Below are 23,769 nucleotides of genomic sequence, written 5' to 3' on the forward strand. Positions count from 1 at the left end.
TAGCGGTATAATAAGCCTTGCAAAACGCAAGGCTTATTAATTTTTACAAGGTAGAAAAATGTCAGATTTACCGAATTGTCCAAGTTGTGGTTCAGAATACACCTACGAAGACGCGTCAATGTTTGTGTGTCCTGAGTGTGCACATGAGTGGTCAGCGACAGCGGAGCTTGATCAAAATGAAACGGCTAAGGTGTATCGTGATGCCAATGGTAACACCCTGGTTGACGGTGACTCGGTAACCGTTATTAAGGATTTGAAAGTCAAAGGATCCTCTTTAGTGGTAAAGGTTGGCACCAAAGTTAAGAGTATTCGCCTGGTTGATGGCGATCACGACATTGATTGTAAAATCGATGGAATCGGTCCGATGAAGCTCAAATCAGAGTTTGTCAAAAAGATCTGATTTGAGCTAAGCATTACGAAAAGTCTTTTAGTAACACCGGCTCAATCATCAAACTGTCGCTTGAGTTTGATAGCCAAATTTGTTTATCACTAATATTGCATTGCAACTGCAGATTTCGAGCGGCCAGAAGAGCCAGTGCGTTTACTTGTTCTTCTGGTATTTCCCACACTTGTAAGTTGTTGTATCTCGTTAAGGATGACTGAATTTGTTTCCACCAGTTGGGAACGCTACGTCCTCCATAGGCATAAAGCTTGACGTGCTTTGCTCGGCCACTTGCTTTGCGCAGCCATTTTTCGTCACTTTGACCGAACTCAACCCAGAGATTTATATCCCCGTTTAGGCTTTTATCCCAAAGCTCGGGCTCTCCTTCATCGCTTAACCCTTTTGAAAAATGCAAGGTTTCAGATGCGTTTAAAATAAAGGCTAAGACACGAACCATTAAACGCTCTTCAGTTTCAGACGGATGCTGAGCGACTGTTAACGAATGATCCTGATAATAATGCCTGTCCATGTCGGCAATCTGAAGTTGCACTTTGTAAACGGTAGCTTTAGTCGCCATACATAACCTGAATGCTGAAGAATGTGCTTAGTCTACCTGAGCCTTTTCTGGACGCAAGTTTTGACCTGTATGGACTTGATTTATGATAGGCTTTTGCAATATTCCTCGCATAGATTGATCGGAAGCCTTGATAATGCAGTTAGTCGATTGTGATTACGAAACACACGGAGCCGCTATTCTGACCATTTTTAATCATGCCATTTTGCACACCACGGCTTTGTATGAATATAAACCGAGAACGGAACAACAGTTAGAGGACTGGTTTGTGGCCAAACAAGGTGGAAACTATCCGGTGATTGGCTTGATGACAGATGCAGGCGAATTGGCCGGATTTGCTTCCTATGGATCGTTCAGAGCTTTTCCAGCCTTTAAGTACACGCTTGAACACTCCGTCTATGTCAGTCAAAACCACCAACGACAAGGAGTGGCTAGGCGCTTGCTCACGGAGATTATCGAACGTGCGCAAAAGAACGATTACCATACATTAATTGGCGCAATCGATGCGACTAATCATGCGAGTATTCAGCTCCATGAAGCGCTTGGCTTTCAGATGTCAGGGTGCCTACGTCAAACCGGTTTTAAATTTGGCGAGTGGTTGGATTTGGTCTTTTATCAACGAATCCTTGATACACCGCTCAAGCCAGAAGACGATCCCGTTTATTAACGCGTTGATACTTGAGCGGTGTGCCTAAGGTCAGTAACCCCTACGCCGATCCACACACCCTGAAATATCCTGGCCCGCTTCGAGTTTAATGATTTTTTCAGCAATTTGAGCAACCGTACTGTCCCTGAGTGTTCTGGCCGACACATGAGGTGTAATCGTAATCTTTTCATGTCCCCAGAAAGGATGTTGTGCGGGTAAGGGTTCTTGGCGAAAAACATCCAATATCGCATGCTGAATGCGGCCTTCTTGAAGCGCGAGGAGTAAGTCCTCGTCGACCAAATGTTCTCCACGCCCCACGTTCATCAGAATCGCGTGCTCTTTAAGTTGGGCGAGTCTTGTGTAGTTGAGTAGGTTCTCAGTTGAATCCGTTAAGGGCAGTGTGTTGATCAGAATACGTGATCGATTTAAAAAAGGGTTCAGATTTTCGCTTCCACAAAACATCTCAATAGTGTTGACGTCGGATTCTCGCGCTTGTCTGACCCAGGTCGCGACGGGGTATTCTAAGCTCGAAAGCACCTGTGCAACGGCTGAGCCTATTTTACCATAGCCCAGTATTCCGATAGGCCATTGCTCTTTGCGGATGGGAGGCAGCGTTTTCCAGACTTGGTTTGTGGACTGTTGGCGGTAAGTGCCCATATCACGACTAAATTCGGTCACAAAATGGACTGCGTACTCGGCCATTTGCGATGACATTCCAGCATCTTCGAGTCTATAAATTGGAAGTGTGTCTGGAAGCGCGGGGGATTTTAATAAGGCATCGACCCCTGCACCCAAATTAAACAGAGCTCTAAGATTGGGTTCCAGTGTAAACAGTGCATCAGGTGGCTGCCAGACAACGGCATAGTCAGCATCGCCCATGGCCGTATCAATTGACCAAGCTTCGATTTTAGCGTTTGGAATCAGAGCACTTAATAACGAGGTCCAGCGCTCGGGTTTCGGGTCTTGAGAGACAAAAATAATCTTCATAGGTTGCCTAGCTTATTCTTTAGGTTTTACGGAGCATCGGATTGAAAATCATTCTGAACCAATTCCTTGCCGGAATAAAGAGTGCGCTTATGAGGGGATTCCTGTAAGCTTCACTGCCGTCGATTTGGCGGCCCTAATCTATCCGATGTGATAAAAAAGAGATGATTGAATGAGTTTTGCCTCCTTGGGGTTGTCCGCCCCTATTCTGACTGCTGTGGCGGAGCAGGGTTACGATACGCCTTCACCGATTCAAATCCAAGCCATACCTCAAGTCCTCGCCGGTAGAGATTTAATGGCGGCTGCTCAAACGGGCACAGGTAAAACAGCTGGATTTACCTTACCGATTTTAGAAAAACTGCTCAATGGGGAATCGGCAAAGCCGAACCATGCGCGGGTTTTGATTTTGACACCCACGCGTGAACTGGCCGCTCAAGTGGGTGAAAGTGTGACCCTTTACAGCAAGCACCTTCGTTTGCGGTCTGCGGTTGTCTTTGGAGGCGTGAAAATTAACCCTCAAATGGTCGCGTTGCGCAGAGGGGTTGATGTATTGGTAGCAACTCCAGGACGTTTGCTGGATCTGTATCAACAAAACGCAATACGCTTCAATGGATTAGAGACTCTGGTCCTGGATGAAGCGGATCGTATGTTGGATATGGGGTTTATTAACGACATTAAAAAAATTATGGCAGTGTTGCCAAGGCAGCGTCAAACCTTAATGTTTTCGGCGACCTTCTCGACAGAGATTCGAGCCTTAGCAAAGCAGTTTCTCAATAATCCGGTCGAAGTCTCAGTTACACCCAGTAATGCAACAGCACCGACGGTGACTCAATGGGTCTCGCCTGTCGATAAAAAGCGTAAAGCGGCGCTGTTGACCCTCCTGATTCAAGAAGGGGATTGGCAGCAGGTGTTGGTTTTTACCAAAACCAAGCATGGTGCGAATAAGTTGACCGCTCACTTGAATGCGGAAGGAATATCGGCGTCGGCTATTCATGGCAATAAAAGTCAAGGTGCACGCACAAAAGCCTTAGCCGATTTCAAGTCCGGCAGTATACGTGCATTAGTGGCGACCGATATTGCCGCACGAGGGTTGGATATTGATCAGCTGCCGCAAGTGGTTAACTTTGAACTCCCGCATGTACCTGAGGATTATGTTCATCGCATAGGACGTACTGGACGCGCAGGTGCTTCTGGCCACGCGGTCTCACTGGTGTGTGCCGATGATTTGAAGCTTTTGCACGCAATTGAAAAAGTGACGCGTCAGACGATTGAAAGAAGGCAAGTACCCGGTTTCGAACCTGTTAATCTGGTTCCAGAAGAGACAGCCACCACTAAGCCAAAACACAATCATAATCGTCGTCCTAAAAAACCCGTTAAAGGCCATGCAGATGGTCAGCGTTCGGGGTTTGTGGCATCAGGACATAAACCTAAGGCAAGATAATATTGAAGTCGAGAGGGGCTAAGACTATAGTGGTGCCTCTCGATATTTGATCATTTAGGTGCCTTATGAGCCTGGCTCTTTTGTCAGTGTTTGTTCCAACATTTTTCTTTGTTTCCATTACCCCTGGTATGTGTATGACGCTAGCTATGACCCTAGGCATCACCCTTGGGGTTCGTCGCACGTTATGGATGATGTGGGGGGAGATGCTAGGGGTTGCGTTGGTTGCGCTTTTAGCCGTGATGGGTGTGGCGACACTGATGTTGGCCTATCCTGGCTTTTTTCAGTTTTTTAAGTGGATCGGTGGTGCGTATTTGGGGTACGTCGGCATCCAGATGTGGCGTTCCAAAGGTCGCATGGCGATTCCAGAGTCGGCCGGCGTTCGTCAAACCGTTTCGCCCGCTCAACTCTTCAGTCAAGGGTTTGTCACAGCTGTGGCTAACCCTAAAGGCTGGGCATTCCATGCCGCACTTTTACCTCCCTTTATTTTGGCATCTCAACCACTGGCACCTCAATTAGTTGTGTTGCTGAGCATTATTGTTTTATTAGAGCTGCTGTGTATGTTGATTTATGCAAGTGGTGGTAAAGCTATGCGCGTGTTCCTGCAGCAGACTCACAATGTGCGTTTAATGAATCGCATCGCTGGCTCTCTGATGGTAGGAGTGGGTGTTTGGTTAGCGTTTTTTTAGGAGACGGGTTTGGTTGAGGGACGTGTTTCAAGTTTTGCCCCTGTTGTGGATGAGCGTGCCAAGGTTTTAATACTGGGAAGTATGCCGGGCCTAGCGTCGTTGACTGCGCAGGAATATTACGCTCATCCCAGAAATGCGTTTTGGCCAATCATGAGCACGTTGTTTCAGTTTGATGTAGCCTTACAGTATTCGGAGCGACTGGAAAAGCTAAACGCATCGGGGGTTGCCCTTTGGGATGTATTGCAGCAGTGTGAGCGTAATGGCAGTCTTGATTCTTCGATAGTTAGATCCTCTCAGCAACTGAATTCATTTGCTGAATTTTTTCATGCTTATCCTGGAATTCAAGCGGTCTTTTGCAATGGCAATAAAGCGTATCGAGACTTTAGCGAGAAGTGCAACGATTAAAAATACTGAATAATCGGTTTGAGGCACTTCATATTCAATGTTTACCTTCTACCAGTCCAGCGCACGCATCCATGACGTTTGAGAAAAAACTAAGCGAATGGAAAAGTCTATTGCTGTTTATATAAAGGCCGTTGCAGCGGCTGATAAAATTGAGCTGGCGGACGTACCTTGTAAACCCAAGTACAACAGTCGTACATTAATATCTAAGCTAAAATGGCAATGAACAGGATCGTTATCGGCATGAAGGAAGCAAATGGGATGAGTAAGCAACGCGCGTTTGTCTGGATTGCGGGTATCGCGATGCTACTGGCGGCCCAGCAGGTGACGGCTGATGTTCAACGCTTTTTACCACAGCCTCCAATACTGATCATTGAAAATATTCTGAGTAAGCAAATCAGTTCGGCGCCTGTTGATCTTCCTTCCGATGTCCAGCGCCTGTATCAAGAGGAATATGAAGAATCGAAAGTCTATGAGCTATTTTGATGCCAAGAAGTGCTATATCTACGCCGATGGAATGGATGAAAGCGATACCTATTTTTACCCGGATTTTCATTCGAGATCGCATTTGTGCCCTGGGCCTTTTTGGAGTGGTAATTTTTTAAACTGGGCGACAACGTCGAGTTTAGACCCTTTTCGAAAAACCTTAACGGGTGGGTTGCGCGTAAAAGACACGCCAACCGAAACTTGGCTAGAGTCTGCTCGCTTAGATCGTGAGACCTTCTATCAAGTACTTCGCTTTCCGAATGAAGGAATATCGCCTGAGCGCGTTAATAACGCAACCCCTTTTAGCGTCAATTGGATTGGCTTGCGCAGTCAGGGAAACCAATTGCGGTTAAGATTGCTGAGCGAAGATCTGGTGCAGCCGACTACCTCTCCCTTGATCATGTCAGAACCCTACAGTTTGGATAAAACTTACGAGCTGCTCGTTCGCGTTGCGGTGTGTGTGAATGGTTTACGAGAGGACAACTGTAAGGCTTACGGCAACTATGCAAAACCGGAAGGTTGATTCAGGGCTTTTCGCAAAGTATGCGTTTTACCGTCTTGGGATATTTGAATGATTTGTTTTTGGCTGATGAAGGTTGCGTAATGAGAGCCCCTTTAAAATTTGTAGGGCCTAAGCGCTTGAGTGCCGACGGGGAGTGGGAAGACAATCCTAGTAAAGAGTGGAGTGAAACAACGGGTGTTTTAATCCGCAATCCGGATAAGGAGGAGGCCATTCAAACCAATCGTATTGCAGGTTTACGCGGTGACTATGCCATTATTGATAGTGGTGTTATTAATTACATAAATAAGTTTGGTCATATGCCGTCTAAGAATCACAAAGGGGCAGATCCCGCCAGTGAACTGTTTCATCAGTCGTTAGCGTACCTTCGAAAGCTTGCCCCAATTGATCAATATTTGGCTGTGCGGGGTACACAGCTAGACAACTATCAGCTTGTCGATGGCTTTCCTGTCATGAATTGGATCAGCGACCCCCTGATCAATCTCAATACTTGGTGTAAGCCTAATCGGTCAGGAGCACTTAAGCTGAGTTGTAAACAACTTGCTTAAGGCGCGCTTGTCGTAGTGAGTGGTGTCTTTTTGGATGGTGCGGTACTTTTTGAGGTTTTTTTTCTATTAATCCACCAAAAATACAGGGTTTTTAACCATCGCTGAAATCAGTGGATGATAGTCAATTACCCTCATTGCTTTGCCCTTGTTGATTAATAATTGTCCTAAAATAGAAATATTGTCGACATATTCCACTATTGGTGGATTGAATGCTGCAGTTGCGGCCGTATAATTCTAACTTTCATTTTCTTAGGGTGAGGATCAAGATGACCGCAAGAACAGCCGATGTGTTGCTAGTTGGGGCAGGTGCCATGAGCTCAACGTTGGGGGTGCTGTTAAAACAGCTCGACCCATCCTTGAAAATCATCATGGTTGAGCGTCTTGACCACGTTGCACAAGAAAGTACCGATGGTTGGAATAATGCGGGCACTGGACATGCGGCCTATTGTGAGTTGAACTATACGCCTAAAAAAGCCGATGGTTCGATAGATACAACAAAAGCCTTTACCATTAACTCAGCTTTTGAAGTGAGTCTCCAGTTCTGGTCGTATTTGGTTGAACAGCAGGCATTACCAGAGCCATCTAATTTTATTAACACCGCTCCGCATTGCAGCTTTGTGTGGGGTCAAGAAAATGTCGATTTCTTGCGTAAGCGTTATGAAACTCTGTCATCCCATGTCATGTTTAAAGACATGGAATACAGCGAAGACCCTGAGGTCATTCGTGGTTGGATGCCGTTGGTGATGCAAAATCGTCCCGCCTCTCAGCCATTTGCTGCAACGCGTGTCCGTTATGGATCGGATGTTAACTTCGGCGCTTTAACCCGTTTTATGGTTGAGCATTTAGGTAAACAATCTGACTTCGACTTACTGGTCAGTCATGATGTTCAGTCCTTAGCGAAGCAGTCCGATGGACGTTGGTTAGTCAATGTTAAGAATAAAGCCGATAAACACTTAACCCCCATTACCGCCAAGTTTGTCTTTTTGGGAGCGGGAGGCGGTGCACTGCCTTTGCTTCAGAAGTCTGGAATCGCTGAAGGCAAGGGCTACGGCGGTTTTCCGGTGAGTGGTCAGTGGCTGGTGTGCACCAAGCCAGAAATTGTTGAGCAACATGCGGCAAAGGTATACGGAAAGGCACCCATTGGCGCGCCTCCGATGTCGGTTCCACACTTAGACACGCGTATTATGAACGGTCAAAAATCGCTGTTGTTCGGACCTTTCGCGGGCTTTACGACTAAGTTCTTAAAAAATGGCTCGTATTTGGACCTGATCAAGTCAGTGAATCCTGGCAATATTGGCCCAATGATGTCAGTCGGTGCCAATAACATGGACCTGACTCGCTATTTGATTTCGGAGTCTTTGCAGTCTCATGAGTCACGTGTCAAAGCCTTGCGCAACTTCTTTCCTGATGTTGAAGAGGATGACTGGGAATTGTCGATTGCAGGGCAGCGTGTTCAAATTATTAAAAAGAATCCTGCTGGAGGAGGTAAGCTGGAGTTTGGTACAGAGGTGATTATTTCTGCCGATGGCTCGCTTGCTGCGCTTTTAGGTGCGTCTCCAGGTGCTTCTACCGCCGTGCAAGCGATGCTGAGCATCGTTGAGCGTTGCTATAAGGATCAATTAGCGACAGATGCCTGGCAGCAAACCTTAAAGGCCATGATCCCATCTTATGGCAAGGTTCTCAGCGATGAGCCTGAGCTGCTGAGTGAAGTAAGAGCACGCACTTTGTCTGTGTTAAAACTCGATCCAACACTGTAAACCCATCAGGAGTGATCTGGGCCGGCTTGGCACAGATCACTCATCATTTTATTTGATCTGTGCTTCAAAGCCTGCCGTTTCGATTGCCTCGATGAGGTCTTCTGTTGATGCAGTTCCATTAATTTCAGCACTGTCTAATTCTACAAGCACTGTCTCAACGCCATTGACCTGCTCAAGCGCTTCTTTGACCTTTTTGACGCAACCTCCACAGGTCAGTCCTAATAAAGCAAGTTGGATAGTAGCCACTAAAGTTGTCTCCTTTGTATTGGGTTACGATAAATTTAAGGTAAACTGGGAATAACCTTAGCGCGATCTATGTGACTTGTATAGGATGATCATTTGAAAAAAGCCTTAAAAATACTGTGTTTATTGCCTGTCATTTTATTGGGTGTTTTTTTAACAATTGTTGTACTGCTGAAGTGGCTCCCTGTCCCGACAACTGCATTTATGCTTCATCACAACTGGAAAGCCTTGTGGAGTGAAGAGATTGAGTTTGCCCGATACCAGTGGGTTCCCTATGAAGACATTCCATGGACGCTGAAAATGGCGGTTATTGCGTCTGAGGATCAAAAATTTCCAGACCACTGGGGTATTGATGTGGCGGCGACTCAAGCCGCAATTAGGGCTTACCGTGAGGGGCGATCAGCCGGTGGTGGCAGCACCATTACTCAACAAGTGGCTAAAAATTTGTTTTTATGGGGGGATCGCAGTCAGGTGCGCAAGGTCTTGGAGTGGGGGATTGCCATCGTGCTTGAGCAATTCTGGGGAAAAGAGCGCATTCTAGAAGTCTATTTAAATATTGCGCAATTTGGCAAACAGGAGTTTGGAGTGTGGGCGGCGACCGAGTATTTGCTTATGAAGCCACTGCCTAACGTGTCGGTGCAGGACGCAGCCTTAATGGCTGCAGTGCTTCCTTCACCTGCCCGTTACGATATTAAACGCCCATCCGCTTACATGCGCAGCCGACAAGCGTTTATCCAGCGACAGATCAATAACTTGGGTGGGCGTGCTTACTTAAGGCGTTTTGAAGCAGAGTAAGCCTAACTAATTCCCATGAAGTTTTTTTAGCTGCTGTAACAAGGATTTAGGCAGGTTCTTTATCATAAGGACTTCTTGGTTGGGATCAAACTCAACAATGTTCCCTAAGCTGCTGCTGGCAAAACTAATCGAGATGTCGCTGTTTTTACCCGCAAAGCGTAGATATTGTTTAAGCTGCTTCCGATCCGGGATAAGCTCCGTCTTCGGTGTTTCTTGGTGTTTAGTCAAAAACGTGTCTATGCCAGGACTGACCTCCTCCGACAGGTTGCTAAACACAACGGGCTCACCCGCTTTATCCTGCTCCAAGCAGTATTCTACAACGCGCTCACGTATCGGCTCGCTTTCTTCATCGGGTAGGGCATTGCAGTATTGCTCGATAATCGATAAAAATTGCTCTGTTTCAACTTTCTTATCGACAGTATCTGTATAGCCTAGCCACTCACATACAACCGCTTTTACGCCTTTTTCACTCCGACCAAAACTGATGGTCAGATACTTGTCTTCATTGTTCTCAAGTGCCGAAAGATCGAGACATACGCCAAATCCCGTCTCACTAAATTCAATGTAGTCAGTCTCGTGCAGTGAAAGGTCTTGTGAAAGCTGCAGGGCTGACGAGGGGCGCAGATGAAAAATGAAAAGACGATCACCCCGCTCAAGTGTCTCACTGACAAACACAATATAGCCTTGGAGCAGCTCATTGCCTTTATCCAACTGTAAGCCCAGATGCTTGGTCAGTTGGGCAGTTAAAGACGAAAAGCCTAAGCTTCCTTCTCGCCACTGCATAATCAAAGGCCGAATCCCCATGATTTCCTGACTGAAGCAGCCGTATTGTCGCCCTGAACGGCTGCCCTGAATGCGTTTTAATTCACTCAAGATAGACGGCGCGAAGCGCTCCAAGGCCAGTTCTGTCTCGGCTAAGTGGCAGTTAGCTGCAGTTTGATCATCCGTTTTCTGAATGGAATGGATGATAAAGTGTGTCACAGGCATAGATGAATCCCAGTCAGGAGGCTGTAGCAAAAAAGTAAGAACTATACCAGTCCGCGATCAAGTTGACTTTGCCAACGTGCGAACATCATGGAGCTGGTAAATAAAATGCACAACAATATAGATTCGATTAAGCCCAGCCAGCGTGTTAAGGGCATCAGCGTGGCCAGTACGGAACCTAAAAAGTAAAAAAGTAAAACAAAGCAAAACCACGCATGCGCGCGCGCATGTCCACGAATCAGTTTAGGTGAAAAAGCGAGCAATGGCAGAACATGGACAAGCCAGATAACCCAGGGATGATCACTTTTTGCAGGAGCCAACCACAAGTACCATAGGGTAAACAGCAGCAATAAGCTGGCATAGGTAATAAGGGTGACTTTATGGCTAATATTCGCTTTTTGTGCAAGCGTCATGATGGATTCCTTAATTGAAGCGCCAGTTGCCCTAAGCGTGCGCCTAGTGCTTGGCAGAGTGCGCGTTCATCTTTGTCGAGTGGGCGTTGACTGTCGGTGCTGGCAAGATGACTGGCCCCATAGGGGCTACCGCCTGATTGCGTCGTGGATAATTCAGAGACGCTGTAGGGAATTCCGGTTAGGAGCATGCCATGGTGCAAGAGCGGCAACATCATACTGAGCAGGGTGGACTCATGGCCACCGTGCAGTGTTGATGCCGACGTGAAAACTCCTGCGGGCTTGTTAATTAAGGCACCGGACAACCACAAACTACTGGTTGTGTCTAAAAAGTATTTTAAAGGGGCAGCCATATTGCCAAAGCGTGTCGGGCTGCCTAGGGCTAAACCTGAGCAGTGTTTGAGCTCATCAAGTGTACAATAGGGCGCGCCTTCCGTTGGTATTTCAGGTATGGTTTGCTCTGACTCTGGCGATATACTTGGCACCGTGCGAATCATGGCTTCAATCCCGGCTTGTTCTGCACCACGAGCGATCTGTTGTGCCATGGTTTTCGTTGCACCATGGCGGCTGTAGTACAAAACAAGTAAATAAGGATGGGTCACGGTAAAATCTCCAGAATCGCTTCAGGTGGGCGCCCAATGCGTGCACGATCTCCTACGACCACAATTGGCCGTTCGATCAATTTTGGCAGTTCAACCATGGCTTGGATTCGCTGCTCGTCAGTCACATCATCTCTATCCAGCCCTGCGCTTTTGAACTCAGCCTCTTTGCTACGCAACAGATCTTTAACCTGAATGCCCAGTTTGCCTACTAGGTCACGAATTTCCTCGGCATTTAACGGGGTTTTCTGGTAGTCGCACACGGTCGGCACAAGATCCCGGCTTTCGAGCAAGCTAAGCGCTTCTCGCGATTTTGAGCAGCGTGGGTTATGGTAGATTATAATGTCTGGCATAGTGTCCCTTTTCTTACATTCAATAAAAGCTATGGCTATTGTATATGGCTCTGTTTCAGTTACCAACTCACAGGTGAATTTAGTGAACGTAAATGTGATGACTCCAATGACCCTTTTTTTCTTTTTTAGAGACATGGTTCGGCAGTTTTTTGTGAACCAAGGCGTGTTAAATGCATCGGCCTTGACCTACACAACCTTGTTTGCCGTGGTGCCTTTGGTCACGGTTTCCTACTCGATGCTGGCGGCGGTGCCTTCTTTTCAGGGGGCAGGGGAGCAGGTGCAGCAATGGATTTTCGAAAACTTTGTGCCAGCAACGGGTGAGGTGGTTCACGAGTACTTAAAAGACTTCACCGATCAGGCTCGGCGTTTAACGGCTGTGGGTATCGTGTTTCTGGTGATTACGTCCATCATGATGATGAAAAATATCGAAGCAGCCCTCAATCGAATTTGGCGAGTTACCGAGCCGCGTAAGGGCGTTTCTAGCTTTTTGTTGTATTGGGCGGTGTTAAGTTTAGGGCCCTTGTTGATTGGGTTTGGTTTATTACTCACGTCCTATATTACGGCTTTGCTTTATACACCAGTGCCACGGAGGTGGTGGGCAGTGCACGTTTTCTTTCAATCATCCCTATCGTATTTTCAGCGATTGCCTTTATGTTGCTCTATGCCGCCGTTCCCAATTGTCGAGTACCGATTCGGCATGCGTTTTTAGGCGGTGTGGCCGCTGCGTTGATGTTTGAGGTTGCGAAGCGAGGGTTTGCATTTTTTGTGACGCAGTTTCCATCTTATGAGCTGATATATGGTGCTTTTGCGGCGGTTCCGATGTTTTTAGCTTGGATTTTTATCAGTTGGGTGATTATTTTGTTGGGGGCTGAGTTGAGTCGAGCGTTGACGATCTTTCATATCACTCAGCGTAATCGACGAGAGCCTCATTTATACACGGTGCTGGGGGTTTTGCATCAGCTTTGGTTGGCGCAAAGATTAGGTCAAACTCGATCTGATACTTGGTTATTGCAACAAACGCCGGGGTTGACGCAAGAGCGTTGGGATCAATACATCCCTATTTTGCTGGAGGCAGGTATTATTCAGAGAACACGAAGCGGAGATTACGTGTTGGCACGGGATTTAAGCCATTTTACGCTGGATCAGTTGCAGTCACTCTTGCCTTGGCCGTTGCCTGATGCCATGTCACAAACCAGTGATGTTCAGTGGGAGAAAGCATTTGGCGAGCGTTTAAAAACCTTGTCAGACGCACGTCATGACGCATTGGATGTGCCCATTGGTGAGCTGTTTAAGGCTTAAAAAAGGCATCTAGATTAGGTGTGATCAGGAGTGCCTCGGCGTCTTGTGCGCTTAGAGGCCTACTGTATAGGTAGCCTTGGATATCCTGGCATCCGTGTTCGATTAAGAAACGGAGTTCCTCCGGTGTCTCGACGCCTTCAGCCGTTACATTCAGGCCTAGGTTCTGACCTATCTGAATCATACTCTTAATAATGCCCACATGCTTATTGCCATCCTTGATACTGCTGACGAATGCTTTATCAATTTTTAGGTTATTTAGTGGCAGTTGGGTGATGTACGCCATGGATGAATAGCCCGTACCAAAGTCGTCCATCGCAATGGTGATACCGAGCGCTTGAAAATGCGCCAAGCGTTCTTTTGCTTCATGATTATTTTCGATGAAAACGCCTTCCGTAATTTCTAATTCGATCAACTCAGGCTTAACGCCGGTTTCGTGCATTAACGACTCTACCTGAGCAACAAAGTCAGGCGATGACAGTTGCAATGGCGATACGTTAATGGCCATGCGACCTGTCCAAAGATTGCGTGTTTGCCATTGTTTGAGTTGTTCAAAGGCTTGACGCATAACGGCAAGACCTAAACCATGAACTTGTCCAGACTCCTCCGCAATTTTAAAGAGCAGGTCTGGGCGAATAAACCCCTCTTGTGGATGATGAAAGCGAGCTAAGGCTTCAAATCCAGACAGATGTCGCGCTTGGATGTTGACCTTGGGTTGATAATACACGGACAAATACCCTTCACTGACCGCTTCACGCAAGAAAGTTTCGAGCTGAGTGCGACGCGCCAGTTCGTTGTGTAGGGTTTCACTGTACATGAAGTAGCGATTACGGCCCTGACTTTTTGCTTCGTACATGGCCATGTCTGCACAGGTTAAAAGCGCTTCATATTCGCGAGTGTGGTCAGGCGTCAGAGAAATACCAATACTGGCGCCAATGTTGACGATCCGTCCTCGAAGTTGAAATGGCTCAGCGATAATAGCAAGCCAGGTTTGTGCGACGACCTCCGCATCAGCGGGGGTGGCGATCGGCATCAGCAGAATAAACTCATCACCACCAAAGCGGGATAAAAATGCGTGAGATGGAAGGTGTTCCATCAAGCGTTTAGCAACCGATTTCAGCAATTCATCGCCAAACGAGTGGCCTAATGTATCGTTTATGTTTTTGAATCGATCGAGATCCACAAATAAAAGTGCAAAGGATTGAGTTTCTGTTAATGCTAGGGATTTTTGTGCGTGTTCTTGTAGAAAACTACGATTGTAAACACCTGTAAGTCGGTCAAAGTAGGCTTGATAGCTTAATAGTTTACCCCGTTGCAGCGCGTTAAAGGCAACGGTGCAATGGGATAAAAAATCAGTAAAGCGCAAATCCAGCTGTGCTTTAGGAAGATTGAGAACTAAAAAAGAAATTAATTGGCCATCTTGGTGTAATGGATAATAGTGGGAATATCCGTTTCCTGCTTTGGTAAGATCGGGAATGAGTTTACTGAACTCATCATTTGAGACGATACAGGCTTCGCTGTGAAGAATGGACGAAAACTGCATCAGAATCTCGGAAGACGATTGTTTGATTTGCTTGAATGTCTGATTTGAGTATTCGTAGGTGTAATATCGATCCACAATCGGGTTGTGTTTGTTCAGTATGTAGAGGACTGAGTACAAGGGTGTGGCGAAACGAGCGATTTCGCTTAGGATCTGATGAGCACAAGACGATAGGTTTTCATTGAGCAATATTTTTTGATTGATATTAAATAAAGCCGTGTTGTACTCAAATGCGTAGGCTAAGTTTTGAGTCATTTGATTAAACGAGTGAGCGAGGTCTTCATACTCATCGTCCGTATCAACTTGAACGGTATAGTCCAGTTTGTTTTCTGATAAGGACTTAGTGCCTTTAATCAGCGCCTCAACGGGCTTTAAATGCCGGCGTACCATATAGAGGCTAACAAACACCACAAGTAAAAAAATCAACAAGATAGCGGGAAGGAAGGACTGCCTGAAATCATTCACGCTTTTCATAAATACGTTTTCAGGCTTGCTGATGATGATACGCCAGTCATCTTGAGCAAATTGATAGCGCATAAATAAAGACCAAGAGGCGGAGATCATTTTTTCAGAATGATCGTCTATCCAGTGAACGGGTGTTTGAGGTGATGCTTTAAGTAATAAGGCTATCGTGTCTTCGCTTAAGGGTGAGGAGCAAAATATAATAACTGAGTCTGCACCAATCACACACAGCTCTTCAAAGGCGCTTAATTCCGCTTCAGGCCACAAGTAGACTGGATCTAATTCTGCAAGCCAGCGTGACTCCTGTGTTGCTAGAGTTATAAAAACGCGTTTGACGCTGGAGTGATTACTTTGAAGAGTGAACACTCCACTGTTTGGCGTATATTGAAGTAGGCTCTGCCAATCCAGAGTGTCTGCATCGGTGTTGTGTTGCCAAATAATCTGTTCATTTTGGGCGACTGCATAGTTTGAAAAATACGTTTGGAGTAAGTGAAGATATTCAGGTTGAATGTGGTTGAGGTCCTGTGTATGTTGGCTGGCGTTGAGTAAAAGATCGTATGCATAGCTCAAGCGTCTAAAAATACCCAGCCCATACTCTTTCGTTGCACGTTGTAAGTGATGATGGTGCTCAGTAAAAATGAGGCCACTGACTTTATAAAAAGAGCCCACGGCAATAAATATGATTGGCACCAGAATAATAAAGAAAAACATTCTAAAGAGGCGACGTGCCACTCGGCTTTTTAAAGAAGAAAGCTCAATTCTCATAGGCTAATTATCAATAGTCGCTCGCTAAACCATAAAAATTACCATTGTTGGCCCTGATAATATCATCACGGCTGAGCGCAGAGGTTAACGGCGATGCAGAGCGACCATCTTTACCCATACTATATAAATCAAAATCATTATTGATTGGTACCAAATTCTTATCCTTTCTTACCTTGCCTTTGTTGGTTTGAATCGTGACGTCAAGATATTGATAGGGGGCACCCCAAGGGTCTTGTAATTGGTCACCGCTTAAATTGAGCTGGTTTAAAGACCCAGGAAATTGACGATTTAAAATATAGTAACGCTCAATCGCCGCGCTGATCACCTGTAGGTCGGTAATTGCCGTATGATTATCAACGCGTTCTTTGTATCGTTGGTAACCGGGAATAGCAATAGAGGCTAACACACCAAGGATCGCGACCGTGATTAGAAGTTCAATTAGGCTAAATCCTTTTAGCTTTTGCAGAAAAGCCTTGTAATGCGTCATGAGTCGTCTCACCAACGTTGATTGGCCACAATCTTTTTCGACCAGTATAGCATTCTGTCTATCGGCTGTCTTAATAAACCTTGAGAGGGAAAGGGTAGAGGATACAGTGGAAGCCCCTTAATACTTTGGTATTGAAACGCGACTAAAGTCTTTGAATAAACCCTCGACTCAATCAAGGGTAAGGGTATACCTTTACGCCCAATCACAGGGATTAGGAAATTCCCTAATTGAGCGTTTAACAATTAAAGAGAGAAGACTATGTTATATCAGCGTAAGCATGGAGAGGAACATCCGTATTGGCCTGCCGGACCCTTTAAGATTCGGTTACCCTTTATTCACTATCGTTGGGAAGTGGCTGAAACCATTCAAGCCTTAGTGATGTTCGTTGTGGCGATGGGGATGATTCCATTATTGGAGCGTTATTTAGGTTTACCTTATGACGTTGCATTGGCCTACGTTGTGGTGTGTGGCATTGGATTTATGCTGCCTAACCTCTTGGGTGTTCCGTTCGTACCGGGTTGGATTACACCGGCAATTCCCGTTGTCTTGCTCTTTGTGGGTGGTTTCGAGCCAGGCCCTGATGCAATAAAAGCATTGGTGGCATTGCAGTTGGTGGTGACCTTTATTTTTCTGTTTATGGGCATTACTCGGCTTGGGTCTAAGTTGGTGAATAATATTCCCAATTCCATCAAAGCCGGTATTCTTCTCGGTGCAGGTATTGCAGCGATTAGTGGTGAGATCAGTGAAGGTGGGCGCCTATTTAACACGCCTATATCCCTAGGTATCGGTGGTTTGATTACGGCCTATGTGCTGTTTTCGCTGTCGTTTCGCGATTGGGTTGAGAAGCACCGTTGGGCTAAGGTTGTCGCAGGCTATGGTATGGTGCCTGGTATGCTCATCACCATGGTTATCGGCTGGTCGGTTGCTGAGTATCCATTACCTGCGGTTCAGTGGGGGATTGAGCTGCCAGCGTTTGGGAAAATTTGGGATTATTTACCCTTTACGGTTGGATTCCCGACATTTCAGTTGCTGTTGGCTGCCATTCCAACGGCCGTGATTGCCTATATCATTGCATTTGGTGACATTATTGTTGGCCAAAGCTTGATCAAGCGTGTTGACCATTTACGTCCTGATGAAAAAATTGAAATTAACGTGGATCGTGTGCATTTAGTGACGGGTATCCGTAACCTGATGCATTCATTCTTTGCACCTTACCCTGGTTTAGCGGGTCCTCTTTTCACTGGAGTGATGGCAACCATCGCAGAGCGCTATCGTTACGGTCGCGGTGCTATGGATACAATTTATTCAGGCGCGGGTGTGTTCTGGATCGTTGGCTTCTTTGCGCTCTTTTTGTTGCCACTTGTTACTGTGTTTAAACCGGTATTGCCGATTGCGCTGTCGATTACCCTTTTGATTACAGGTTACTTGTGTATTGCGGTAGCTGTAGAGCAAATTGACAATGCAACCTCAATGGGTGTCGCGGGCATTATGGGCGTTGTGCTGGCGACTCATGGCGCGGCATGGGGACTTGGTGCTGGTCTGGTTTTGTGGTTCATGATTGAGTTGCGCAGTAAAAAGGCACTTAAAGAGCATGAAGGGGAGCAGCCTGAAGAACCCATTCATATAGAAGAGAACCCTGACCCGGAAGTGGTTGCCGAAGCTAAAAAAATGGGTTAACTCGTTAAAGTCTTTCAAAAGCAGCGGACTACCCGCTGCTTTTTTGTTTTAAAAAGGCTATATTCGATCCATGAAATTGAACTCTTGTCTGCCTACATGTGTTGTTGTCGGTCTTTTCACTGTATTAAGTGGGTGTGCAACATCACCTCCGCCGTCGCGTGCGCAGAATAATATCTGTGACATTATCCAACATGAGCCTTCTTGGTATTTTGCTGCAAAAGCATCAGAAGAAAAGTGGGGCACCTCGGTTGCGATACAAAAAGCCTTTGTGCAACGCGAGTCCTCGTTTGTTCATAATGCGAGACCTCCACGTCCTTACTTGCTGGGCTTCATTCCTATGCCTCGCAAATCCTCTGCCTATGGCTATGCGCAAGCTCAAGATGCCGCTTGGAGTGATTATAAGCAAGCGACAGGTAAACGTATGGCCCAGCGCACCTCGATGGCTGATGCACTGGATTTTATTGGGTGGTACAACCAAATGTCTCGTCAACGTAACGGTGTCTCGTTAAATGACCCTTACAATTTGTATTTAAATTATCACGAGGGACATACGGGATTTCGTAATCGTACTTATGAGCAAAAAGCCTGGCTGATATCGGTTGCTCGGCAGGTTGAGTCGCAATCTAGACGCTACGAGCAGCAATTGCCCAGTTGTAAAATCCCTTCTCGCTTGTGTGTTTGGCCCTTTTGCTGAGCTAGGTCAGCGCTTTGTTCTCAAAACCCGCTACACTATTGACAAGATGAGTGAAGAGAAGGAGTTTTGACATGAACAGCTTATCAAAAATACTGGTGAACATTACTCAAGAGCAAGATAAGTATTTGTTACCCGAAAAAGCGATTCGTTTGGCTCAAGCGCTATCGGCGAAGATTGAGTTTTTTAAATGCGGCTACCAGCCTCACTACAGCTCAATGAATTTATTGGGCAATGATATTCTCGAAAAGCTTCAACACAATCGTTTGCGTGACTTAGAAGGCAGTTTAAACGAGCTGTTAGCCACCTTAAAGAAAGACTATGACAATCTATCTGTCGATGTCGCTTGGGATAGAGGCATTGCCGAAGGCCTATTAACTAAGGTTGAAAGAAGTAATCCTGATCTTGTTCTTCATGAGGTTGCCGAGCATCCGCATTTGCTGCACCGTTTATTGGTTCCACATGATTGGCAAATACTCAGAGAGTGCATGGCACCTTTGATGCTGTGTAAATCCAAACCTTGGCCTGAGCGTATTCGCATTGTGGCCGCCGTCGATCCGTTTCATGCCCATGACCACGCCGCGTTGATGGATCAGAAGATCCTCAATGAAGCGAGCTTGCTGGCTCAAGTATTGGGGGCCGAGTTGCATATTTTCCACAGCTATGTGGTGTTTCCGCAATCAGCGATTTTTGACGATAGCCTGATGTCAAACTTCAAAACCCTTCAGTATCAAGTCACCAGTGAGCATCAGGCTGGGGTTGAGCGTTTGGTGAACGGCTTTGATCCTACTATTGATGCATCTTGCATTCATGTTGTTGAAGGAGAGGTGCATGATGTTTTACCAGACTTCATTAAAAAGCAGGAAATCAATATTTTAGTGATGGGCTCTTTAGCACGCGGAATGCTGGATCGATTGCTCTTAGGCAGCAGTGCAGAGCGCCTATTGGATGCGGTCGCATGTGATGTATTGGTACTTAAAGCCTAAGGTGTGAGATTCAACTGATCTCCTGCTGAGGTCAGTTGAATCGCCTAGACGACTTAAAAGTCGAATGAAGACCAAACGGGCGCATGGTCAGATGGCTTGTCCATGCCGCGGATGTTGTATTCGATATCACTGTCAGTGCAGACGTCAATTAAGGACTGAGTTGCCAGAAGGGTATCGATTCGTAGACCGCGCTTGGGCTCATCCTCAAAGCCTTTGCTGCGATAATCAAACCAGCTGAACTTGTCGTTCTTCGTTGGGTGGATTGCACGGTAACTGTCTTTGAGTCCCCAGCCTTTTAAACGCTCAAACCATTCGCGCTCTTCTGGTTGGAAGCTGGTTTTGCCTGTTTTTAGCCAGCGAACACGGTTCGGCTCACCGATGCCTATGTCAATGTCTTCTGGCGAAATATTAAAGTCGCCCATCACGACAATGGCTTGGTCAGCGCTGTAGTGGGTTTCTAGCAGGTTTTGCAAATCGGCATAAAATTTACGTTTTGCTGGAAATTTGATTTCGTGATGAATGCTCTCGCCTTGCGGAAAATAGCCATTGATCACTGTGTAGGTTTGTCCTTTATCGCTGACGAACTCACCAATGATCAAGCGCTTTTGAGCCGTTTCATCATCGCTAGGGAAACCTTTAGTCACAGAAATGGGTGGAACCTTAGACAATAAGCAGACCCCGTAATGGGTTTTTTGTCCGTGGAAGTGTGCGTGATAGCCAAGGGCCTCAATTTCTGCAAGTGGGAAGCTTCATCAGTGACTTTAGTCTCTTGAATGCCGATGACGTCAGGTTGATGCGCCGCAATCAGTGCTTCTAACTGATGAAAGCGCATACGAATGCTGTTGGTATTAAAAGAAACCAGTTTCATGCTTAAGCCTTGTCGTATTAAATCGTAAAGATGCTGTATTCTAAGCACCTAACCACCAGACATCAAATTTCATTCAAGGCTGTTCGATTAAGATTTGTGATGGGGCGAGTTAAGATTTTTCATTGGTCAGCTGGTCGTAAAGACGTTAGAGTTTTCACCAATATCCAAAACACTAGGAGAAATCCGTGAGTCAGTTTGATTTTGATTTGTTTGTGATTGGGGCGGGTTCTGGCGGTGTTCGAGCCGCACGTATGGCTGCAGGCATGGGCGTTAGGGTGGCAATTGCTGAAGACCGTTACATGGGGGGAACCTGCGTTAACGTTGGTTGTGTGCCCAAAAAACTCTATGTGTATGCCTCGCATTATGCGGAAAGCTTCCATGAGGCGGCTGGGTTTGGCTTGATCGACGCGTCTTATCAATTCGATTGGCCCACATTGCGCGACAACAAAAAACAGGAAATCAGCCGCCTCAATGGTATTTACGCCAATCTTTTAAAAAACTCGGGTTGTACCCTGATCGACGGTCGAGCAACACTTGAAGGGCCGAATGCAGTTCGCGTGGGCGAACAGGTGTTTACCGCTGAACGCATTTTGATTGCAACGGGGGGCTGGCCTTTTGTGCCGGATATTCCCGGTAAAGAACACATTCTGACGTCAAATGAAGTTTTTGACCTGGAGACCTTTCCATCACGTGTTTTGGTGGTGGGCGGGGGATACATTGCGGTCGAGTTCGCAGGGATTTTTGCAGGTCTTGGTGCGCAAACGGATTTGGTCTACCGTGGCGATCTGTTCCTGCGTGGATTTGATCAAGAGGTGAGGGCATTTACCTCACAAGAGGTTGCCAAAAAAGGCGTGAATCTGCGCTTTAATACCGATATCGCCTCCATTACGAAATGTGCAGATGGGCGTTTAGACGTTGTGTTTAATGATGGGGCTCAAGAGATGGTTGATGCCGTCATGTACGCGACAGGCCGTGTTCCCAATACTCAAGGATTAGGATTAGACGCCTTGGGCGTGAATTTGAGCCGCAAAGGGGCGATTCAGGTTGATGATCTGTTTCAAACCAATCTCCCTTCTATATACGCGGTGGGGGATGTCATCGACAGGGTTCAGTTAACGCCGGTTGCCCTGGCTGAAGGTATGGCCTTGGTTAAGCGCTTATATGGCGGTGCCGAGACAAATGTTGATTATAATTTGATTCCAACGGCTGTGTTTTGTCAGCCCAATATTGGCACAGTCGGGCTTTCGGAAGAAGAAGCCTGTAAAGTCTATCCAAACCTTGATGTCTATCGCTCTGAATTCCGTGCCATGAAGCACACCTTAAGTGGCAGCCAAGAACGCACGCTAATGAAGCTGCTGGTTGATCGAGACACGGATCGCGTGGTTGGGGCACATATGGTGGGGGCGGAAGCGGGCGAAATTATTCAGGGAATTGCAATCGCGATGAAAGCGGGCGCAACCAAGGCGATGTTTGACGCAACGATCGGCATTCATCCAACAGCCGCTGAAGAGTTTGTGACGATGCGAGAGCCTAGCCGACGTTATAATATGTAAAGTTCGTCATTCTTCACTTTCTTATACATGAGCCCAGAGGCTTGGGCTCATGTTACTCACACTACCGAGCCGGTAACCAGATCTGAATCGCCTTGAACCACTCTAAGGTTCGCAATTCGTCATTTAACCGTGCCTCAAGCTCTGCAGCCGTCACCCCTTGTTGCTCTAAAAGTGCAAAGATCGCCATTGGACACTTGATATCCAACTCAATAAAGCGGGGAGTGTAGTAAATAATCAATTCATAATCTGGGGCTTCACCTAAAATTCTCGCGAGTGCTGCATTCAGGTGCTGTTGAATTTCTGTGCGTGCCGGTAATGTCAATTGGGCGGGCAGCGATAGACCGTGGTCATCGTAAGTGTCAATGTGATAGATAATGTGGGCAATATCATCAAAGCGCTCTTGCAATAAACGCGTGGCATAGTCACCTATGTAATGCCTTCGGCGGCACTTAAGTGAGGGGCAACTTGAACGTGCATCTCCAACAGCTTTGCCCGCCCATAGAGCGGGTTTTAAAACTATGGACGCCCAATACGCCATCTACGGACATCACGGTCTCTCTAAGCGTTGTAAGGCGCTCAGGTGGTAAGGCAGTGTCGACCAGCTCCGCCAAGCTTTTGCTTAACAACTCCCAACCAATTTTTGCAATCAGTAAAGCTACTAACACCGCCGCCAGCGCATCCAGCCACCAAATGCCGAGAATCGCGCCTGCGATTGCTATCAAGACCACGACGGAAGAAAGTGAGTCACTCCGGTGATGCCATGCATTTGCGATTAAGAGTCGCGATTGAATTTTTTCCCCAACGCGTAAGGTATAAAAGAATAAAATTTCATTCGCTAAAATTGAGGCACCTGCAATGAACAGGGCTACGACACTGGGTGGGGAGGGGATTTCACCCGCAAATAGAAGGCGCAAACTATCCCAGGCCATGAACCCGGCAACGCTCAGTAGCACAAAAGACAAGGCCACCGTTCCAAGTGTTTCAAAACGACCGTGGCCATACGGGTGATTGGTGTCTGCTTTTTTATGGGAGACGCCTAACAAAAAAACGACCATTAGGTCGGTAATGACATCCGATAAGGAGTGAAAGCCATCGGCCACTAATGCCGCTGATCCAGAAAATACGCCACCCACTATTTTTAGAAGGCTCATGACTGTATTGACAAGCGCTCCAATCAGGCTAACGTTTTGTCCGGCGCGTTTGCGTTCATCTAAGGATGGGTTCACACAGAATTCCTACTCAAAAAGATCAGTGTATCGACGTGTTCGGAAGGTCTCTAGTGTTGCAATTTAATACAGACTGTCAAGAGTGAACATGAATAAAAAGTTACAAAAAATGTGAGTAACCTTGTAATTTATGCTTGACACCTGTGAGTGTTTTTTTAATGGTTGAAAAATGAACAGAAAAAAGCGGAAAATCTGATAATTAAGCTATTGATTTATTTAAGTTGTTGAAAAATAAAAGATTTGTGTGTTGGTTAAAAAATGATCAATTTGTCTGAAGCCGTGAATTTATGGGGCAGGATAGGGGTTATGTGCATTTTTTTCACAGGCTTATCCACAGATAATGTGGGTAGCCTTGCGAACCCGATGCAGAGCCTATTTTCATACACACAGGTGTGAATAGATTTTTTT

General features: G+C 46.3%; 25 protein-coding genes and 2 pseudogenes. 15 read left to right on the plus strand and 12 right to left on the minus strand.

Annotated elements, in window-relative coordinates; translation table 11 throughout:
* Window positions 1-58: 58 nt before the first annotated feature.
* Window positions 59-400: a zinc ribbon domain-containing protein YjdM gene (locus D791_RS02260; protein WP_036507124.1), complete on the plus strand. Its 342-nt coding sequence runs from the start codon at window positions 59-61 to the stop codon at window positions 398-400.
* A 13-nt stretch (window positions 401-413) separates the two neighbouring features.
* Here the strand turns inward: D791_RS02260 and D791_RS02265 are convergent, their stop codons facing one another.
* Window positions 414-959: a YaeQ family protein gene (locus D791_RS02265; RefSeq protein ID WP_036507126.1), complete on the minus strand. Its 546-nt coding sequence runs from the start codon at window positions 957-959 to the stop codon at window positions 414-416.
* A gap of 133 nt (window positions 960-1,092) precedes the next feature.
* Between D791_RS02265 and D791_RS02270 the strand changes: the two genes are divergently transcribed.
* Complete coding sequence (locus tag D791_RS02270) at window positions 1,093-1,623, plus strand: GNAT family N-acetyltransferase (RefSeq protein ID WP_036507128.1); 531 nt, start codon at window positions 1,093-1,095, stop codon at window positions 1,621-1,623.
* Window positions 1,624-1,653: 30 nt separating this feature from the next.
* Here D791_RS02270 and D791_RS02275 read toward each other — a convergent pair whose 3' ends face one another.
* Window positions 1,654-2,589 carry a 2-hydroxyacid dehydrogenase gene (locus tag D791_RS02275; protein ID WP_036507130.1) on the minus strand — a complete coding sequence of 312 codons (936 nt, stop codon included), beginning with the start codon at window positions 2,587-2,589 and terminating at the stop codon, window positions 1,654-1,656.
* A gap of 169 nt (window positions 2,590-2,758) precedes the next feature.
* Between D791_RS02275 and D791_RS02280 the strand changes: the two genes are divergently transcribed.
* From D791_RS02280 to mqo, 7 genes are all read left to right on the plus strand, one after another.
* Complete coding sequence (locus D791_RS02280; RefSeq protein ID WP_036507132.1) at window positions 2,759-4,027, plus strand: DEAD/DEAH box helicase; 1,269 nt, start codon at window positions 2,759-2,761, stop codon at window positions 4,025-4,027.
* A gap of 65 nt (window positions 4,028-4,092) precedes the next feature.
* Entirely contained in the window at window positions 4,093-4,713 is a 621-nt protein-coding gene (locus D791_RS02285; RefSeq protein WP_036507134.1) for a LysE family translocator, read from the plus strand.
* Between the two features lie 9 nt (window positions 4,714-4,722).
* Window positions 4,723-5,118, plus strand: a complete 396-nt coding sequence (locus D791_RS02290) for a DNA-deoxyinosine glycosylase (RefSeq protein WP_157682203.1) — start codon at window positions 4,723-4,725, stop codon at window positions 5,116-5,118.
* Window positions 5,119-5,376: 258 nt separating this feature from the next.
* A complete protein-coding gene (locus D791_RS02295; RefSeq protein WP_157682205.1) occupies window positions 5,377-5,601 on the plus strand; it encodes a hypothetical protein in 225 nt (74 codons plus the stop codon).
* A complete protein-coding gene (locus D791_RS02300) occupies window positions 5,588-6,124 on the plus strand; it encodes a hypothetical protein (RefSeq protein ID WP_036507136.1) in 537 nt (178 codons plus the stop codon). The genes D791_RS02295 and D791_RS02300 overlap by 14 nt, the downstream gene beginning before the upstream one ends.
* An 80-nt stretch (window positions 6,125-6,204) precedes the next feature.
* Window positions 6,205-6,669: a hypothetical protein gene (locus D791_RS02305; RefSeq protein ID WP_157682208.1), complete on the plus strand. Its 465-nt coding sequence runs from the start codon at window positions 6,205-6,207 to the stop codon at window positions 6,667-6,669.
* A 266-nt stretch (window positions 6,670-6,935) separates the two neighbouring features.
* A complete protein-coding gene (gene mqo, locus D791_RS02310; protein ID WP_036507138.1) occupies window positions 6,936-8,426 on the plus strand; it encodes a malate dehydrogenase (quinone) in 1,491 nt (496 codons plus the stop codon).
* 48 nt (window positions 8,427-8,474) lie between these two features.
* Here mqo and D791_RS02315 read toward each other — a convergent pair whose 3' ends face one another.
* A complete protein-coding gene (locus D791_RS02315) occupies window positions 8,475-8,672 on the minus strand; it encodes a cation transporter (RefSeq protein ID WP_036507139.1) in 198 nt (65 codons plus the stop codon).
* Window positions 8,673-8,765: 93 nt separating this feature from the next.
* On the opposite strand from D791_RS02315, the gene mtgA reads away from it, so the two are divergent.
* On the plus strand, window positions 8,766-9,464 hold the full coding sequence (mtgA, locus tag D791_RS02320) for a monofunctional biosynthetic peptidoglycan transglycosylase (RefSeq protein ID WP_036507141.1): 699 nt from the start codon (window positions 8,766-8,768) through the stop codon (window positions 9,462-9,464).
* 6 nt (window positions 9,465-9,470) lie between these two features.
* On the opposite strand, the gene D791_RS02325 is transcribed toward mtgA, so the two are convergent.
* Genes D791_RS02325 through arsC form a run of 4 tightly spaced genes read right to left on the minus strand, consistent with a single transcriptional unit; the run spans window position 9,471 to window position 11,810 of the window.
* On the minus strand, window positions 9,471-10,451 hold the full coding sequence (locus D791_RS02325) for a nucleoid-associated protein (protein WP_036507143.1): 981 nt from the start codon (window positions 10,449-10,451) through the stop codon (window positions 9,471-9,473).
* A 41-nt stretch (window positions 10,452-10,492) separates the two neighbouring features.
* Window positions 10,493-10,861, minus strand: coding sequence for a DUF2069 domain-containing protein (locus D791_RS02330; protein WP_036507145.1), 369 nt, complete (start codon window positions 10,859-10,861; stop codon window positions 10,493-10,495).
* Window positions 10,858-11,460: an NAD(P)H:quinone oxidoreductase gene (gene wrbA / locus D791_RS02335; RefSeq protein WP_036507148.1), complete on the minus strand. Its 603-nt coding sequence runs from the start codon at window positions 11,458-11,460 to the stop codon at window positions 10,858-10,860. The genes D791_RS02330 and wrbA overlap by 4 nt, the downstream gene beginning before the upstream one ends.
* Window positions 11,457-11,810 (minus strand): arsenate reductase (glutaredoxin), encoded by a 354-nt coding sequence (arsC, locus tag D791_RS02340; RefSeq protein WP_036507150.1) that lies wholly within the window; start codon window positions 11,808-11,810, stop codon window positions 11,457-11,459. The genes wrbA and arsC overlap by 4 nt, the downstream gene beginning before the upstream one ends.
* 133 nt (window positions 11,811-11,943) lie before the next feature.
* Here arsC and D791_RS21640 point away from each other — a divergent pair.
* Window positions 11,944-12,641 (plus strand): annotated as a pseudogene (locus tag D791_RS21640) (YihY family inner membrane protein); the annotation flags it as partial.
* A 457-nt stretch (window positions 12,642-13,098) separates the two neighbouring features.
* Here D791_RS21640 and D791_RS18740 read toward each other — a convergent pair.
* Entirely contained in the window at window positions 13,099-15,873 is a 2,775-nt protein-coding gene (locus tag D791_RS18740) for an EAL domain-containing protein (protein WP_051513988.1), read from the minus strand.
* Between the two features lie 10 nt (window positions 15,874-15,883).
* Window positions 15,884-16,360: a prepilin-type N-terminal cleavage/methylation domain-containing protein gene (locus tag D791_RS21305; RefSeq protein WP_036507151.1), complete on the minus strand. Its 477-nt coding sequence runs from the start codon at window positions 16,358-16,360 to the stop codon at window positions 15,884-15,886.
* 258 nt (window positions 16,361-16,618) lie between these two features.
* Here D791_RS21305 and D791_RS02360 point away from each other — a divergent pair, with 258 nt between their 5' ends.
* The 3 genes from D791_RS02360 to D791_RS02370 all read left to right on the plus strand — a co-directional run bounded on the left by D791_RS02360 (window position 16,619) and on the right by D791_RS02370 (window position 19,714).
* Entirely contained in the window at window positions 16,619-18,037 is a 1,419-nt protein-coding gene (locus tag D791_RS02360) for a solute carrier family 23 protein (RefSeq protein WP_036507154.1), read from the plus strand.
* Window positions 18,038-18,107: 70 nt separating this feature from the next.
* Window positions 18,108-18,731: a transglycosylase SLT domain-containing protein gene (locus D791_RS02365; RefSeq protein WP_036507157.1), complete on the plus strand. Its 624-nt coding sequence runs from the start codon at window positions 18,108-18,110 to the stop codon at window positions 18,729-18,731.
* A gap of 71 nt (window positions 18,732-18,802) precedes the next feature.
* Window positions 18,803-19,714, plus strand: a complete 912-nt coding sequence (locus D791_RS02370) for a universal stress protein (RefSeq protein WP_036507160.1) — start codon at window positions 18,803-18,805, stop codon at window positions 19,712-19,714.
* A gap of 53 nt (window positions 19,715-19,767) precedes the next feature.
* Here the strand turns inward: D791_RS02370 and xthA are convergent.
* Window positions 19,768-20,582, minus strand: a pseudogene (gene xthA / locus D791_RS02375) (exodeoxyribonuclease III).
* 185 nt (window positions 20,583-20,767) lie between these two features.
* Between xthA and gor the strand changes: the two are divergent.
* Window positions 20,768-22,135: a glutathione-disulfide reductase gene (gene gor, locus D791_RS02380; RefSeq protein WP_036507163.1), complete on the plus strand. Its 1,368-nt coding sequence runs from the start codon at window positions 20,768-20,770 to the stop codon at window positions 22,133-22,135.
* Between the two features lie 61 nt (window positions 22,136-22,196).
* Here the strand turns inward: gor and D791_RS20585 are convergent, their stop codons facing one another.
* Both D791_RS20585 and D791_RS02385 read right to left on the minus strand, forming a co-directional pair.
* The gene (locus D791_RS20585) at window positions 22,197-22,673 is read right to left on the minus strand and encodes a hypothetical protein (RefSeq protein WP_237748482.1); all 477 of its coding nucleotides are present in this window, start codon (window positions 22,671-22,673) and stop codon (window positions 22,197-22,199) included.
* Window positions 22,585-23,361: a cation diffusion facilitator family transporter gene (locus D791_RS02385; protein WP_237748476.1), complete on the minus strand. Its 777-nt coding sequence runs from the start codon at window positions 23,359-23,361 to the stop codon at window positions 22,585-22,587. The genes D791_RS20585 and D791_RS02385 overlap by 89 nt, the downstream gene beginning before the upstream one ends.
* Between the last annotated feature and the right edge of the window lie 408 nt (window positions 23,362-23,769).

Source organism: Nitrincola nitratireducens, from assembly GCF_000585235.1.
Lineage (GTDB): Bacteria > Pseudomonadota > Gammaproteobacteria > Pseudomonadales > Balneatricaceae > Nitrincola > Nitrincola alkalisediminis.

Excerpts from the sequence above, each read along its gene's own strand:
- D791_RS02360 (WP_036507154.1), top strand. The coding sequence starts at position 16,619 with ATGTTATATCAGCGTAAGCATGGAGAGGAACATCCGTATTGGCCTGCC.
- arsC (WP_036507150.1), bottom strand. The coding sequence starts at position 11,810 with ATGCCAGACATTATAATCTACCATAACCCACGCTGCTCAAAATCGCGA.
- D791_RS02275 (WP_036507130.1), bottom strand. The coding sequence starts at position 2,589 with ATGAAGATTATTTTTGTCTCTCAAGACCCGAAACCCGAGCGCTGGACC.
- D791_RS18740 (WP_051513988.1), bottom strand. The coding sequence starts at position 15,873 with ATGAGAATTGAGCTTTCTTCTTTAAAAAGCCGAGTGGCACGTCGCCTC.
- D791_RS02280 (WP_036507132.1), top strand. The coding sequence starts at position 2,759 with ATGAGTTTTGCCTCCTTGGGGTTGTCCGCCCCTATTCTGACTGCTGTG.
- D791_RS02265 (WP_036507126.1), bottom strand. The coding sequence starts at position 959 with ATGGCGACTAAAGCTACCGTTTACAAAGTGCAACTTCAGATTGCCGAC.
- D791_RS02295 (WP_157682205.1), top strand. The coding sequence starts at position 5,377 with ATGAGTAAGCAACGCGCGTTTGTCTGGATTGCGGGTATCGCGATGCTA.
- D791_RS02330 (WP_036507145.1), bottom strand. The coding sequence starts at position 10,861 with ATGACGCTTGCACAAAAAGCGAATATTAGCCATAAAGTCACCCTTATT.
- D791_RS02365 (WP_036507157.1), top strand. The coding sequence starts at position 18,108 with ATGAAATTGAACTCTTGTCTGCCTACATGTGTTGTTGTCGGTCTTTTC.
- D791_RS21305 (WP_036507151.1), bottom strand. The coding sequence starts at position 16,360 with ATGACGCATTACAAGGCTTTTCTGCAAAAGCTAAAAGGATTTAGCCTA.
- D791_RS02325 (WP_036507143.1), bottom strand. The coding sequence starts at position 10,451 with ATGCCTGTGACACACTTTATCATCCATTCCATTCAGAAAACGGATGAT.
- D791_RS02285 (WP_036507134.1), top strand. The coding sequence starts at position 4,093 with ATGAGCCTGGCTCTTTTGTCAGTGTTTGTTCCAACATTTTTCTTTGTT.
- D791_RS02270 (WP_036507128.1), top strand. The coding sequence starts at position 1,093 with ATGCAGTTAGTCGATTGTGATTACGAAACACACGGAGCCGCTATTCTG.
- D791_RS02300 (WP_036507136.1), top strand. The coding sequence starts at position 5,588 with ATGAGCTATTTTGATGCCAAGAAGTGCTATATCTACGCCGATGGAATG.
- D791_RS02260 (WP_036507124.1), top strand. The coding sequence starts at position 59 with ATGTCAGATTTACCGAATTGTCCAAGTTGTGGTTCAGAATACACCTAC.
- D791_RS20585 (WP_237748482.1), bottom strand. The coding sequence starts at position 22,673 with ATGGCGTATTGGGCGTCCATAGTTTTAAAACCCGCTCTATGGGCGGGC.
- D791_RS02370 (WP_036507160.1), top strand. The coding sequence starts at position 18,803 with ATGAACAGCTTATCAAAAATACTGGTGAACATTACTCAAGAGCAAGAT.
- mqo (WP_036507138.1), top strand. The coding sequence starts at position 6,936 with ATGACCGCAAGAACAGCCGATGTGTTGCTAGTTGGGGCAGGTGCCATG.
- D791_RS02305 (WP_157682208.1), top strand. The coding sequence starts at position 6,205 with ATGAGAGCCCCTTTAAAATTTGTAGGGCCTAAGCGCTTGAGTGCCGAC.